Source organism: Cupriavidus sp. D39, from assembly GCF_026627925.1.
Lineage (GTDB): Bacteria > Pseudomonadota > Gammaproteobacteria > Burkholderiales > Burkholderiaceae > Cupriavidus > Cupriavidus ulmosensis.
The window spans coordinates 385,511-400,015 of sequence record NZ_JAPNLE010000009.1 but is presented as its reverse complement, the minus strand read 5'-3'; the positions used below and the strand labels follow the sequence as shown (position 1 = coordinate 400,015).

The window sequence follows — 14,505 nt, the reverse complement described above, 5'->3', positions numbered from 1 at the left end:
GGCCGAGCCTCGCAATTTATCACCCGATTGGTACAATGCCGCAAGCGCTCCGCAAGGGACGTGCCTGTCACAGGTGATCGAATGAAACGAGACGCAACGCCGCCGGAGCACCCTGCCCCGGCCAAGACCGCAAAACGGCTGCTCCCCGAAGAACGGGAGCAGCAGATCGTGCAGAAGGCCATCGAACACTTCACGCGCAACGGATTCTCCGGCAGCACGCGCGATCTCGCCAAGCAGATTGGCGTCACCCAGCCCTTGCTGTACCGCTACTTCTCCAGCAAGGAGGCGCTGATCGATCGGGTCTACAGCGAAGTGTTCCAATGGCGGCCCGACTGGGAACGCCAGATCGCCGATCGCGCCACGCCACTGACCGAACGGCTGTATGCGTTCTACCTCGACTATGCCTCCGTGATCCTGCGCGAGGAATGGATCCGGGTCTTCATCTTTGCCGGCCTCACGCGGGAAGGCATCAACAACAAGTACCTCAGCAAGCTGCGCAGCAAGGTCTTCCTGCCCGTGCTGGCCGAGGTGCGCGCCGCGTACGGCATCCCAGAGCCGCGCAATGCGGCCGAGCTGGAGGCCGAGGTCGAGATGATCTGGGGCCTGCACGCGGCCATCTTCTATCTCGGCGTGCGCAAATGGGTCTATGGCCTCAAGGTGCCCGCGGACATCGGCGCCGTGATCCGCCGCAAGGTGGACATGTTTCTCCACGGCGCGCCTGCCGTCATGCGTTCCCTGCGCGCGCCCGACCAGCCCGGCAACTGAGCCCCTGCAGGGATAGACGACCCCCTTACCGCTGGAGTCTTACCTATGGACAAGCTGCTGGCACTGAAGCTGTTCGTCGAGACGGTCGACGCCAAGGGGTTCTCCTCCGCCGCGCGCCGGGTCAACCTGGCCACGTCATCGGTGACCCGCATGATGGACAGCCTCGAGGAGGAGCTGGGCACCGTGCTGCTGAACCGGTCGACGCGGCAGGTGACGGTGTCCGAAGCCGGCGCTGCCTATTACCAGCGGGCGCGCAAGATCCTCGACGCGGTGGCGGAAGCCGATGCGCTTATCGCCGACCGCGGCGATACACCTGTGGGCCAGCTTCGCGTGTCGCTGCCGGTGGCGTTCGGGCGCCGCTGCATCGCGCCGTTCCTCGGCAGCCTGATCGCGCAGTATCCGAAGCTGGAACTGGAGGTAACGCTGACCGACGAGATTGTCGACCTGCTCGGCGAACGCATCGATCTATCCATCCGCCTGGGCAGCGCCGCGACGCTCGACGAGGTGGTGGCGCGTCAGATCGGCACGTTCCGGCGCAGGTTGGTGGCGAGCCCGGGCTATCTGCAGCAGCACGGCATCCCCACCGCACCTGCGGAGCTGCCCGGGCACGCGTGCCTGCGCTTCACTTACGGCGCGGGCCAGCAGCTGTGGACCTTGCTGCGCGGCACCGAGGAAATCCAGGTGCCCGTTCCGGGCACCTTCAAGAGCAACAACGCCGAAGTGCTGCGCGAACTGGCGCTGGCCGACGGCGGCATCGCCCTGCTGCCCGACTGGCTGGTCGACGACGATATCCAGAGCGGGCGGCTGACCGCCCTCCTGGAAGACTGGACCGTCAACCCCAACCGCGCCAGCTCGGCCATCACCGCGCTCTACCTGCCCAACCAGCGCGGCTCGCGGCGCATCGCCGCCTTCCTCGACTTTCTCTCCCGGATTCCCGGCCCGACCGGCCGGAACGAAGCGGGCGGCTGACTCCCCTTTCCCCTTGCCGCCAGCGCAACGCAACGTTGCGCGGCGGCCCGATTCTCCGGCGATGGGTTGGCGCCTAACCTTCAGGTCATCTCTTCCGAGACAGCCAGCGCGGCGCGAGGGCAAGCCTGCTGCCGCCGACCGACCCATCGCACCTGACGGAGAACCACCGTGACCCACCATCTCTTCACCCCCATTCGCCTCGGCAACCATACCCTGCCGCATCGCGTTGCCATGGCGCCGCTGACGCGCTCGCGCGCCGGCCAGCCCGGCAACGTGCCCACCCACATGAATGCCGAGTACTACCGGCAGCGTGCCGGCGCGGCGCTGATCGTCACCGAAGCCACGCAGATCTCGCAGCAGGGCCAGGGCTACGCCTGGACACCGGGCATCCATAGCGCGGCGCAAATCCAGGGATGGCAGGCCGTCAGTGACGCCGTGCACGCCCAGGGCGGCATCATCTTCATGCAGCTGTGGCACGTTGGCCGCGTTTCGCACCCGGTGTTCCAGCCCGGCGGCGCGCTGCCAGTGGCGCCCAGCGCCCTGCCGGTCCCCGGCAAGACCTTCATTATCGACGCGCATGGCAACGGCGCCTGGGGCGACGTGCCGGTGCCGCAGGCGCTGACCCTCGACGGCATCCACGACATCGTGTCCGACTACCGGCACGCCGCCCGCAACGCCATGGCCGCCGGCATGGACGGCGTGGAGATCCACGCCGGCAACGGCTACCTGCTCGACCAGTTCATCAACTCCAACAGTAACCAGCGCGACGACGCCTACGGCGGCAGCATAGAGAACAGGGCACGGCTGCTGCTGGAGGTGGTGGACGCGATCGCGGCGGAGGTCGGGCCCGCGCGCGTTGCCGTGCGGCTGACGCCCATGGGCCGCTTCATGGGCATGGGAGATGCATCGCCCGAAGAGACCTTCGGCTACATCGTGCGCCAGCTCGATACCCGGGGCCTGGCCTACCTGCACCTGGTCGAGCCGGCCATGGTCGGCACCGTCAAGGAGGAGCACGCCGATCCCCGCTGGGACGCGATCATCCAGCAACTGCGCGCGGCCTACCACGGCGTGCTGATGCTGGCGGGCGGCTACGGCCGCGACACCGCCGAGCACGCGCTCGCCAGCGGCCGCGCCGACATCATCGCCTTCGGCCGCCCGTTCATCGCCAATCCCGACCTGCCCGCCCGGCTGCGCAGCGGCCTGCCGTTGAACGCGCCCGATGCCACTTCCTTCTTCGGCGGCGGTGCCGGAGGCTACACCGACTATCCGGCCGCGCGCGTGCGGCGGTGATGTCCGCAAGGTTCAGTGCAACCGCGCGCGATGCTGGCGGAGCTGCGCGCCGACGCCCCGCGGCTTTGCGGTCAGTCATACCAAGGTCTGATTTCCCTAAACGCATACCCTAGCCGAACCGTCCTGATGGATAGCGGCATGGGCAATGAGGCCTACCTATGATGATGACTAGGCGCAGCGCCAGCAGGGGCGCTCCACGGTACTGGAGCATCCGGGTGGCGGACAGCGCGTGCGGCGGGGCTGGCCCCGCACTGCGGTACAGTGTCTCCCTCCTTGCCGGGCCGCGCCCCAACCATCCCCGGGGCCGGCCGGTTTTTTCCTGCCTTCAGGTGCGCCCGGCCTAGTGTTCGGCGTGGCACACGCCCAACCGCTGCGCCATCAGTACCAGATCGGCAAAGGTGCGCGCCTTCATTTTGCGCATGGCCTGCCCGCGGTGGATCTTCACCGTGACCTCGCTGATACCCATCTCGCCGGCGATCTGCTTGTTCATCAGTCCGGACACCGCCAATGCCATCACTTCCGACTCGCGCGGCGTCAGGGTCTGGAGGCTGGCGCGCAGCATCTGGGTCCGGCGCATGCCCTCGCGCCGGCGCTGGTCCTTCTCCAGCGCCGCCGATACGGCGTCGAGCAGGTCCTGGTCGCGGAACGGCTTGGCCATGAAGTCTTCGGCGCCGGCCTTCATCGCGGCCACGGTCATGGCGATATCGCCGTGGCCGGTCATGAAGATGATCGGCACGTGGATACCCAGCTGCCCCAGGCGCGCCTGCAGGTCCAGTCCGCTAGGGCCGCGCAGCCTGACATCGAGAACCAGGCAGCAGGGCACGTCTGGCATCTGGTACTCGAGCAGTTCCGCCGCCGAGCCAAACAGGGCGACGTTCATGCCGACCGAGCGGAACAGATTGCCGAGCGCGCTGCGCAGCATGGCATCGTCGTCGACGACCAGCACCAACGCTTCGTCCCGAGCGCTCGGCTCGGCGGGCTCCAGGTCTTGGGATGTCACGATCTGCGTCTCCATTCAGCGTCAAAAGGCACCGGCAGGCGCTTGGCCGTGCCGATTGCTGTCCAGGGCTGCGAGGCCTCCCCGCCCGGAATGTACGCCACTGCCTCGCCATCGTATTGTCGATTTGTGTGGCCACTTTTGTCTATTGTTGCTCTTCAAGTCGTGAGCTTCACATTGAAGTTAATTATTCGGCGCTTCATGATTGCATCCGCCAAGGCCGCCGCCCTCACCGATGGCGCCCACATGGCTGGCCTGGACCGCACTGGCAAGCTGGATACCTTCGCCGAAGGCGCCAATGCCTGACTCCCCGCTGGCCATCGCCAGCCGCCGGCCCGAACCCCCGCCCGAACCCCCGCCCGGTTGGCCGCGCGGTGTGTTTCCTTGATGGGTCCGGTGACGCCATGGTCGCGATCATCTCCTTTCCCGGCCTTGGGGCACGGCGCGAAAGGACAGGATTTCCATTGGATTCCCGTCAACCACACTACCAGCCGCTCCGGCACGCGCCGTTGAGCTGCCCCGCGCAGCCCCTGCGCCATACCCGCCTACGCCTCGACGGCACCCGACTAATACGAACAGACAATGGCTGCAACCGCCGGGCGGGTTTAGCCTGCCGTCGGGTTGCTTGCACGGGAAGGAGGCCACCCCTCCTCCCGCATATCACGGCCGCACCGCAGCCGCGATCGCGTTCCGCAGCACCCGACCCGGGATCGCCCTGATCCCGCCAACCCGACTTCCGGAGAGATTCATGTCCAACCCCAAGCTCGAAGTACTGACCCCCAGAACAGCCAGCTGATCTTCATCGACCACCAGCCGCAGATGGCATTTGGCGTGCAGTCGATGGACCGCCAGGCAATGAAGAACAATGTGGTTGGGCTGGCCAAGGCCGCCAAGATCTTCAACATCCCCACCACCATCACCACCGTGGAGAGTGAGTCGTTCTCGGGCTTCACCTATCCCGAATTGCTGGACGTGTTCCCCAACCAGAAGACGCTGGAACGCACCTCGATGAACTCGTGGGACGACCAGAAGGTGCGCGACGCGTTGGCCGCCAACGGGCGCAAGAAAGTCGTGGTCGCCGGTTTGTGGACCGAGGTTTGCAACACCACCTTCGCGCTGTGCGCCATGCTCGAAGGCGACTACGAGATCTACATGGTTGGCGATGCCTCCGGCGGTACCAGCAAGGAAGCGCATGACTACGCCATGCAGCGCATGGTGCAGGCCGGCGTGGTACCGGTGACCTGGCAGCAGGTGCTGCTCGAATGGCAGCGCGACTGGGCCCATCGCGATAGCTATGATGCCGTGATGAAGGTGGCGAAGGAACACTCCGGCGCCTACGGGATGGGCGTGGACTACGCCTACACCATGGTGCACAAGGCCGCGCAGCGCACCGCCACGCCGCACGAATCCGTCGCGCCGGTGCCGGCGCGCTGAGCAACGGGCGGCGTCAGCGCGGGCCATGCGCGGCAGCCGCCTCCGGGCTTTCAGCCAGCGACGACAACATTGCCGCGTGCGCGGCGCGAGCGGCGCAGCGCACGCACCGGGAATATTTCGCAGATCAGGGAGAAAACAACATGAACGCGCAAACGCAGGAACAGGTCGTTGATTCGTCGCGCCGCAGGCTGCTGGCCAGCGGCGTTGGCACGGTCGGCGCCGCTGCCGCACTGGCCCTCGGGGCCACCGCCGCAGACGCCGACGCAGCCACAAAGCCGCAAGGCAAGGCCAGTGCCCATTCAACCTCGGGAACACACACCATGAACAAAGTCACGATGAAGGATGGCACCGAGATCTACTACAAGGACTGGGGCAGCGGCCGCCCGGTCGTGTTCTCGCACGGCTGGCCGCTCAATGCGGACGCCTGGGACGCGCAGATGCTGTTCCTGGTGCAGCACGGCTTGCGCGTGATCGCCCATGACCGCCGTGGCCATGGCCGCTCCAGCCAGTCCGCCAAGGGCAACGACATGGACACCTATGCCGACGACCTGGCCGCCCTGATCGAGGCGCTGGACCTCAAGGGCGCGGCGCTGGTCGGCCACTCCACCGGCGGCGGCGAAGTGGCCCGCTACATCGGCCGCCACGGCACCAAGCGCGTCTCCAAGGCGGTGCTGATCGGCGCCGTGCCGCCCGTCATGGTCAAGAGCGCAGCCCATCCCGGCGGCCTGCCGATGGACGTGTTCGACGGCATCCGCAAGGGCGTGACGGACAACCGCTCGCAGTTCTACAAGGACCTGGCCGTGCCGTTCTTCGGCTTCAACCGCCCCGGCGCCAAGGTCTCGCAGGGCACCATCGACAACTTCTGGGCACAGGGCATGACCGGCGGCATCCTCGGCCAGTACCTATGCATCAAGGAGTTCTCGGAAGTCGACTACACCGAGGACCTCAAGAAGATCGATGTGCCGACGCTCATCCTTCACGGCGACGACGACCAGATCGTGCCGATCGACAACTCCGGCAAGCTCAGCGCCAAGCTCGTCAAGAACGCCACGCTGAAGATCTATCCCGGCGCCTCGCATGGCATGTGCGTGGTCAACGCCGACCAGGTCAACGCCGATCTGCTGGCTTTCCTGGCCGCCTGACCGGATGCCGTCCCGCGACCCCATGGCAGGCCGGGACGGCCTGCCCGCGTCTTCCTCGTCCCACTCACCGACCCGCCGACAGTTCATCGCCGGCGCCGCCGCGCTGGGCGCGGCGGCTGCCAGCCGGAGTTTCGCCATGACACAATCCAGCACGCCCGACCTCATCCTCGTCAACGGCAAGTTCGCCACCCTTGACCGCGCCAATCCGCAGGCCGAAGCCGTGGCCATCCGCGACGGCAAGTTCGTCGCCGTCGGCACGCGCTTCGAGATCATGCAACTAGCCGGCACCACCACCAAGGTGGTCGACCTGCAAGGCAGGCGCGCCATCCCCGGGCTGATCGACAGCCACATGCACATCATCCGCGGCGGCCTGAACTACAACATGGAGCTGCGTTGGGACGGCGTGCGCTCGCTGGCCGACGCCATGCGCATGCTCAAGGACCAGGTGGCGCGCACGCCCGCGCCGCAGTGGGTACGCGTGGTCGGCGGCTTCACCGAGCACCAGTTCGCCGAGAAGCGCCTGCCGACCATCGAGGAGCTGAATGCGGCGGCTCCGGACACGCCCGTGTTCATCCTGCACCTGTACGACCGGGCCATCCTCAACGGCGCCGCGCTGCGTGCAGTCGGCTATACCAAGGACACACCGAATCCGCCCGGCGGCGAGATCGTACACGACAAGGCCGGTAATCCCACGGGCCTGCTGCTCGCCAAGCCCAACGCCACCATCCTGTACGCCACGCTGGCCAAGGGGCCGAAGCTGCCGCCCGAGTACCAGAAGAACTCCACGCGGCATTTCATGCGCGAGGTCAACCGCCTGGGCGTGACCGGCGTGATCGACGCCGGCGGCGGCTACCAGAACTACCCGGAGGACTACCACATCATCGAGGAGCTGCACAAGGACGGGCAGCTCACGGTGCGCCTGGCCTACAACCTGTTCACGCAGAAGCCCAAGGACGAGCTCAGCGATTTCAGCGGCTGGTCCAAGCAGATCAAGCCTGGCCAGGGCGACGACCTGTACCGCCACAACGGCGCCGGCGAGATGCTGGTCTACAGCGCAGCCGACTTCGAGGACTTCCGCGTCGAGCGGCCCGACATGCCGCCGTCGATGGAAGGCGAGCTCGAACCGGTGATCCGCCTGCTGGCGGAAAACCGCTGGCCCTGGCGCCTGCACGCCACCTACAACGAGACCATCTCGCGCGCGCTGGACGTCTACGAGAAGGTAGCCAAGGACGTGCCCTTCGACGGCCTGCACTGGTTCTTCGACCACGCCGAGACCATCACCGACCGCAATATCGATCGCATCGCGGCGCTGGGCGGCGGCATCGCCGTGCAGCACCGCATGGCCTACCAGGGCGAGTACTTCGTCGAGCGCTACGGCGCGCGCGCGGCCGAGGCCACGCCGCCGATCAAGCGCATGCTGGAGCGCGGCGTCAAGGTGGGCGCCGGCACCGATGCCACGCGCGTGGCCTCGTACAACCCGTGGGTCTCGCTGTACTGGCTGACTACCGGCAAGACGGTGGGCGGGCTGTCGATGTATCCGCAGGCCAACCTGCTCGACCGCGACACCGCGCTGCGGCTGTGGACCGAAGCCAACACCTGGTTCTCGTCGGAGGAAGGCAAGAAAGGCCAGATCAAGGCCGACCAGCTGGCTGACCTGGCGGTACTGTCCGCCGACTACTTCAGCGTGCCCGGGGACGAGATCCAGGACATCACTTCGGTGATGACGGTGCTGGGCGGCAAGGTGGTGTACGGCGACGGCGATTTCGACAAGCTCGCGCCGGCGCTGCCGCCCGCCATGCCGGACTGGTCGCCGGTGCGTCATGCCGGGGGCTACCAGCCGCGGCCGCAGGCGAAAGCGCTCGCACTCAACACCGCGTGCGGCTGCGCCAGCGCCTGCGGCGTGCACGGCCACGGCCATGCGAACGCGTGGACCGCCGGTGTGCCTGCATCGGACGAAAGCACCTTCTGGGGCGCGCTCGGCTGCTCGTGCTGGGCCTTCTGAACCAGGCAGACGCGACATGAACCGCCCCGCTTCCACCATTCACCCGGCGGCCGGTGCCGTGCGGCTGCCGTCCTGGCTGCGCTGGCTGGCCCTGCTGGCGCTGTGCGCCGCCTACCTGCAAGGCGGCCTGGTCAAGGCCATGGACTTCGCCAGCGCCATCGCCGAGATGCAGCACTTCGGCCTCGCGCCGGCGGCGCCGCTGGCCGCCGCGGTGATCGTGCTGGAGCTGGGTGCGTCGCTGATGATCCTGTGCGGCTGGTACCGCTGGCTCGGCGCGCTGGCACTGGCCGCCTTCACGCTGATGGCCACCTTCCTGGCCAACCGCTTCTGGGCGGCGCCGCCGGCCGAGCAGTTCATGCTGGCCAATGCCTTCTTCGAGCATATCGGCCTGGTCGGCGGCTTTGTGCTGGTGGCGTGGGAAGACCTCTCCCGGCGCGCGGCCGCGCGCCCTGCATGAAGCACGGCGGCCCGCCAATCCAAAAACACATCCTCAACGCTGGAAACGCAATGAAGCTCTATATCGTTTCGCTTGGCGCCGGCATCCTGGTCGGCATCATCTACGCCCTGATGCAGGTCCGCTCGCCCGCCCCGCCCGTGGTTGCGCTGATCGGGCTGCTCGGCATGCTGATCGGCGAGCAGGTGGTGCCGCCGATCAAGCGCATGCTGGCAGGCGAGCCCGTCACCGCTGCCTGGTTCCACGCGGAGTGCGTACCCAAGATCACCGGCACTCCTGGGCCGGCAACCGCGACGATAGCTCGCAATGAAGTGCCAAAAACGCCGGACAATGCCACCAGATCGCACTGAGCCCGGCCAGGCGACCGGGGCCGGCCTGACAGGCAACATCGCGGCCTTGCGTAAGCTGCCTGGCATCCATGCGCAGGGGAGCCTGCTGAGCTTCGTGGCGGGCTATGTCGACGTAGTGGGGTTCACGGCGCTAGCCGGCCTGTTCACCGCGCACGTGACAGGCAATTTCATCATGATCGGCCTTGCCCTGCAGAACCCGTCCGCCAGCCTGCTTCCCAAGCTGCTGGCTATGCCGGCGTTCGTCCTCTCAGTGGCTGCCACGCGCCGCCTGGAAACCGCCCTGGAACGCCGTGGGCGGACGCCGGCGCCGCTGCTGCTGATCGAAAGCGCCTTGATGCTGTGTTTCATGCTGGCGGGCCTGGCTGCCGCCCCTGCGGTGGATCCCGGATCGCTGCCGGCGATCGCGTCGGGGCTGTTCGCGGTGGCCGCCATGGGGATCCAGAACGCGCTCTCCCGCACCTCGCTCGCGGGGCTGGGCCCCACCACCATCATGACCGGCAACACCACGCAGATCATCATCGATCTGGTCGACGCGCGCCATGCGAGCCCCGAGCAGAAGACGGCGATCTACGCACGCCTGCGCAAGGCCACGCCCGCCCTGCTGGGCTTCGCGTCCGGCGCTGTGCTTGGCGCCACGGCGTACATGCTCGTTGGCTTCTGGTGCGCGCTGCTGCCGATCGCCCTGTTGGTGCTGCTGTTCGCACAATTCGGGACTGGCGCCAGGTAGGGCACGCATCAATGTGTGCCGACCAGTCCGTCCATGCATGCCTCATCGACCAACTACTGGCTACCAGCCACTACCCCACGCAATATGCGCCATGATGCAAAGCCATAAAGAAAGCCAGCCAGCCGCGCCTTGAAGCGGCTGCAGGCAAGCGGCCTGCTGGCCGGGCTGGCGGCCGTTGCGCCGACGGCGCTCGCGCAAAGCACCGTCACCCTGTACGGCCGCCTGAACACGACCATCGAGTATGCCAGCGCCAGCCGCGCCACCAACGGCACCCACCTCGGCAGCACTGCGCGGCTAACCAACAACCGCTCGGTATTCGGGCTGACCGGAGAAGAACATCTCGGCGGCGGGCTCAAGGCCATCTGGCAGATCGAAAGCAACCTCTCCATCGACAATGGCCAGGGGCAGATCGCCAGCCGCAACACGCGCGTAGGCCTGCAGGGTGACTTCGGCACGTTGTTCATGGGCCACTGGCATACGCCGTACACCGAATCGACCATGGGCTACGACCCCTACTATCCGACCACGGCCGGCTATATGGCGCTGATCGGCAACGGCTCCGCATCGAGCACGGACAACATCGAGGACACCAGTTCGTTCGATCGTCGCCAAAAGAACACCCTGCAATACCGCTCGCCCGCCTGGCAGGGCCTCAGCGGCGCGCTGGCATGGGGACTGCCCGAGGAAAAGACCACGGTGCCCCGCAACCCGGCGCTCTACTCGTTTGCCACCGCCTACGACCGCGGGCCGCTCAATGTGACGCTGGCCTACGAGATCCACCAGCACTACCACGTGGCTGGCCGCAATGACGACGCCATCAAGGCCGGCGTGGCTTACCAGTTCCCCACCACCCGGATCGCGCTGGTCTACGAGCGGCTGCATTACCGCACGGCCACGGGCGACCTGACTCGCAATGGCTACTACACCTCGGTGGTGCAGAAGCTGGGACCCGGTAGCCTGCGGCTGGGCTTTGCGCTGGCGGGCAACGGCACTGGCAATGCCGCCGAGACCATCGGCTTCGTCCGTGCCGGGCCCCAGACCGGCGCCACGCAGCTGACGCTCGGCTACGACTATCCACTGTCGCGGCGCACCGCGCTGTATGCCTACTACAGCCGCATCGACAACAAGCGCCGCGCCGCCTACGACTTCGCCATCAACGGGCTAGGCATCGCGGCGGGCGCAAACCCGCAGACCTTCGCGCTCGGCATGCGCCACAACTTTTGAACACCCTGCGTCCAGCGTGGGAAATCCTTGCGCTCGATGCTCTCGAACAGGTCGCGTTGCGAGCTCTCTGGCTAGGGCGACCTGGTAACGCAGTTAGCCCAAGGTGGGATAGCCAGCGGCACAAGGGCCATCCCCGCCACCGCGGCTATGGCTGCTGCGGCTGCGGTGCCGTCACCGGCAGCGTGAAGCAGAATGCCGCGCCCGGGCCCGCCGGATGCTGCCCCGCCGGCAACGCGGCCCGCGCCGGAGACTCGGCCCAGATGCAGCCGCCATGCGCCTCCACGATCGAGCGGCAGATCGACAGGCCCATGCCCAGGCCTTCGCTGCGGGTGGTATAGAAGGCCTCGAACAGCTTGTCGAGCTGCCCTGCCTCGACGCCCGGGCCGGTATCCTCGACCCGCAGCAATGCCTGGCCGTCGGCCTGCCGCGCCGTGGTGATGCGCAGTTGGCTCTGCCCCTGGCTGCGGGATGACATGGCCTGGATGGCGTTGACCAGCAGGTTGATGATCACCTGCTGCAGCTGGATGCGGTCGCCCGGCACCTGCGGCAGGCCCGCTGCGTATTGCTGGGCAATGGCGATGCCGTGGAACTCGGCCTGGTGCCGGACCATCAACAGGGTCTCGGCCGCCAGTTCGCCAAGGTGGAGCGGCTGCCGGCGGGAGTCGTCCTTGCGCGCCAGCGCACGGATGCGCCGGATCACCTCGCTGGCCCGCAGCCCCTCGGCGATCATGTTCTCCACCGCATGGCGCGCCTCGCCAAGATCCGGCTCGGGGCGGTTGATCCAGCGCAGGCATGCGCCGCCGTAGGTCACGATGCCGGTCAGCGGCTGGTTGACCTCGTGGGCGATCGACGCCGCCAGCTCGCCCAGCGTGGTCACGCGCGACACGTGCGCCAGCTCGGCCTGCACCCGCTGGCGCTCCTGGTTCTGCCGCAGCAGCTCGGCATACAGCCGCGCATTCTCCAGCGAGATGGCGGCCTGGGAAGCCAGCAGGGACAGAAGGTTGATCCGGCGTCCAGTGAACAGCGCGTCGGCCAGGTTGTTCTCCAGGTAGAGCAGCCCCACCAGCTCGCCCTGCTTGACCAGCGCCAGGCAGGCCACCGAGCGCACGCTGCGCAGCTGCACGTCCGGGTCCTGCCCGAACCTGGCATGCGACTTGGCATTGTCGAGCACGAAATCCGAGTGCGTGGCCAGCGCCGCGTCGACGACGGTGCGGGGATAGGCCGCCCCGGCCGGATTGAGATCGACCGCGATACCCGCCCGCTCGGTGCGCGCCAGCGCGGCTAGCCGCAGCGCGCCGTCCTGCCACAGGAACAGCAGCGCGCGCTGCGCGGCGGCCTGCTGCAGCGTGGTGGTCAGCAGCGCCTGGATCAGGCGGTCGAGCTGCATCTCGCCGGCCAGCACCTGCGTGGCCTTGATGGCGGTATCCAGGTCTAGCTGCGCGGCGGGCCCGATGTAGGTGGCGGGCTGGGCGGTGGCCACGTGGCGGCGGTCCGGCGTTGCGCTCACCGAGCCCAGGCCCGAGGCGTCGAGCGCCCGCGCGCACGCCGCGAGCTTGTCCACCTGCCCCTCGGCGCCCCAGCGGCCGTAGGCATCGCTGGCCCTGCGCAGGTAGGCCATGGCCGGCGCCGCCAGATCCTGCTCGAAACAGCAGCGTGCGCACAGTTCGTAGGCCAGGGCTTCGTCATGCAGCAGATCCTGCTCCCGCGCCAGCCGCGCGGCCTGCTCATAGTGCCGCATGGCCTGCAGCGGATCGCGCGCCAGGCGCGCAGCCTCGGCCGCCAGGATGCCCGCGCGCGCGCCGAAGTTGGCGGGATTCTCCCGCGCCCATGCGTTCATCTGGCACTGATGGCGATCGAACGCGGCCATGTCCGTGCCGCCGTCCCCGCCCGGGTGCCGGGTGCGCGGCAGCCACGCCAGCGACAGCGCCGAGAAAAAGTGGTAATCAGCGATCTCGAGGAAGTAAGGCGCGGCCCACAGCATCGGCTCGGCCTTGCCGGCTGCCACCAGCGCGCCGCGGCAATCGTCCACGGCGAAACAGGCCTGCAGCTTGCGGATCCAGTAGCAGCAGGCGGCCACCGCAAGGCGCGGATCGGCCTGCAGCCGCGCCTCGATGTCCTGCGGGCCCGGCGCGCCGGCTTCCAGCACGGCCCAGCCCGGCGCCCTGCCCCGCAGCACCGCCACATACCTGGCCTGCGCGTCCAGGATGTCGACCACGCGCCCCAATCCCAGGGTGCGGGCGAAGGCAAGGCCCATCTCGATCTTCGCCTCCACGCCGGCCAGCGGTTCGCCACAAGCCAGCAGATGGGTCACCAACTGGTTGCGGCTGTAGGCGGCGAAATTGAAATCGCCGCTCTGCCGGCCCTCCTCGAAACTGCGCTCGATCAGCTCCCGCCCGCCACGCACGGGCTGGGTCCAAGGCAACAACAGGGCGCCAAAGCACATGTGGACCTTGGCGCGGAAGCGGCCCATGCCCTCCTGCGCTACCAGCGCCATCCCGATCTTGCCCATGCGGTAGCCCAGTCCGTAGTCGCCCAGGCGCGGCCCGAGCGTCATGCCGAGGTGCACGTAGGCGATGCAGGAGGCCTCGTCGTTGCCGTGTTCGAGGCTGATGATGGCCATCCAGATCGGGATCAGGTCGCGCAGGTTGCGGTCCATGAAGGAGGCGGGCGACATCACCTCGGTCAGCACGCTCAGCGTGGCGCGCCAGGCCGGATCGTGCATGCGCGGCAGGCTGGCCAGCGCCTCGACCGGCCGGCCGCCCAGCAGCACGAGGAAGCGCCGGTATTCCCGCTCCACCTGCCCCTGTGCCTGGGGCTGGAAGTCCAGGCCCATCGTCTGGATGAATGCCAGTCCCACCTGGACGGCACGGTCGGACTGGTCGAGCGCGGTGTGCACGGCCACCCGCAGCCGCGTGATGGCCGCCAGCTCGGACGGCGTGCGCGCCCGCGCGCCCAGGTCCTGCAAGGTGGCCGCGGCGGCGGCCAGCCGGCCGCCGACGAACTCGCACTCCGCGCGCCCCATTGCCAGGGCCAGCGCCAGGGCGTGGTGCCTGTCCCAGGCGCCGTCGGGCAGCAGTCGCTCGCCGGCCGCGAAATAGGCGCTGGCGGCGCCATAGGCCGTGGTCCTCATCGCGCGGTAGCCGGCATCCCG

12 protein-coding genes and 1 pseudogene are annotated in these 14,505 nt (G+C 67.9%); 11 read left to right on the top strand and 2 right to left on the bottom strand.

What is annotated here, in order from left to right; genetic code table 11:
- Positions 1–81: 81 nt before the first annotated feature.
- From OMK73_RS13365 to OMK73_RS13355, 3 genes are all read left to right on the top strand, one after another.
- On the top strand, positions 82–765 hold the full coding sequence (locus tag OMK73_RS13365; protein ID WP_267602486.1) for a TetR/AcrR family transcriptional regulator: 684 nt from the start codon (positions 82–84) through the stop codon (positions 763–765).
- Positions 766–810: 45 nt separating this feature from the next.
- Positions 811–1,734: a LysR family transcriptional regulator gene (locus tag OMK73_RS13360; protein WP_267602485.1), complete on the top strand. Its 924-nt coding sequence runs from the start codon at positions 811–813 to the stop codon at positions 1,732–1,734.
- Between the two features lie 168 nt (positions 1,735–1,902).
- Positions 1,903–3,024 (top strand): alkene reductase, encoded by a 1,122-nt coding sequence (locus OMK73_RS13355; protein ID WP_267602484.1) that lies wholly within the window; start codon positions 1,903–1,905, stop codon positions 3,022–3,024.
- A 340-nt stretch (positions 3,025–3,364) separates the two neighbouring features.
- On the opposite strand, the gene OMK73_RS13350 is transcribed toward OMK73_RS13355, so the two are convergent.
- Positions 3,365–4,024 (bottom strand): response regulator transcription factor, encoded by a 660-nt coding sequence (locus OMK73_RS13350; protein WP_267602483.1) that lies wholly within the window; start codon positions 4,022–4,024, stop codon positions 3,365–3,367.
- Positions 4,025–4,198: 174 nt separating this feature from the next.
- Here OMK73_RS13350 and OMK73_RS13345 point away from each other — a divergent pair, with 174 nt between their 5' ends.
- The 8 genes and pseudogenes from OMK73_RS13345 to OMK73_RS13310 all read left to right on the top strand — a co-directional run bounded on the left by OMK73_RS13345 (position 4,199) and on the right by OMK73_RS13310 (position 11,354).
- Positions 4,199–4,327 carry a hypothetical protein gene (locus OMK73_RS13345; RefSeq protein WP_267602482.1) on the top strand — a complete coding sequence of 43 codons (129 nt, stop codon included), beginning with the start codon at positions 4,199–4,201 and terminating at the stop codon, positions 4,325–4,327.
- 442 nt (positions 4,328–4,769) lie between these two features.
- Positions 4,770–5,455, top strand: a pseudogene (locus OMK73_RS13340) (hydrolase).
- Positions 5,456–5,595: 140 nt separating this feature from the next.
- The gene (locus OMK73_RS13335; RefSeq protein ID WP_324291726.1) at positions 5,596–6,597 is read left to right on the top strand and encodes an alpha/beta hydrolase; all 1,002 of its coding nucleotides are present in this window, start codon (positions 5,596–5,598) and stop codon (positions 6,595–6,597) included.
- 136 nt (positions 6,598–6,733) lie between these two features.
- Positions 6,734–8,599, top strand: coding sequence for an amidohydrolase (locus OMK73_RS13330; RefSeq protein ID WP_267602481.1), 1,866 nt, complete (start codon positions 6,734–6,736; stop codon positions 8,597–8,599).
- A gap of 16 nt (positions 8,600–8,615) precedes the next feature.
- Positions 8,616–9,056, top strand: coding sequence for a DoxX family protein (locus OMK73_RS13325; RefSeq protein ID WP_267602480.1), 441 nt, complete (start codon positions 8,616–8,618; stop codon positions 9,054–9,056).
- A gap of 50 nt (positions 9,057–9,106) precedes the next feature.
- Positions 9,107–9,403, top strand: coding sequence for a XapX domain-containing protein (locus OMK73_RS13320; RefSeq protein ID WP_267602479.1), 297 nt, complete (start codon positions 9,107–9,109; stop codon positions 9,401–9,403).
- A gap of 46 nt (positions 9,404–9,449) precedes the next feature.
- The gene (locus OMK73_RS13315) at positions 9,450–10,130 is read left to right on the top strand and encodes a YoaK family protein (protein WP_267602478.1); all 681 of its coding nucleotides are present in this window, start codon (positions 9,450–9,452) and stop codon (positions 10,128–10,130) included.
- Positions 10,131–10,268: 138 nt separating this feature from the next.
- Positions 10,269–11,354 (top strand): porin, encoded by a 1,086-nt coding sequence (locus tag OMK73_RS13310; protein ID WP_420715650.1) that lies wholly within the window; start codon positions 10,269–10,271, stop codon positions 11,352–11,354.
- A gap of 145 nt (positions 11,355–11,499) precedes the next feature.
- On the opposite strand, the gene OMK73_RS13305 is transcribed toward OMK73_RS13310, so the two are convergent.
- Complete coding sequence (locus tag OMK73_RS13305; protein WP_267602476.1) at positions 11,500–14,484, bottom strand: ATP-binding protein; 2,985 nt, start codon at positions 14,482–14,484, stop codon at positions 11,500–11,502.
- Between the last annotated feature and the right edge of the window lie 21 nt (positions 14,485–14,505).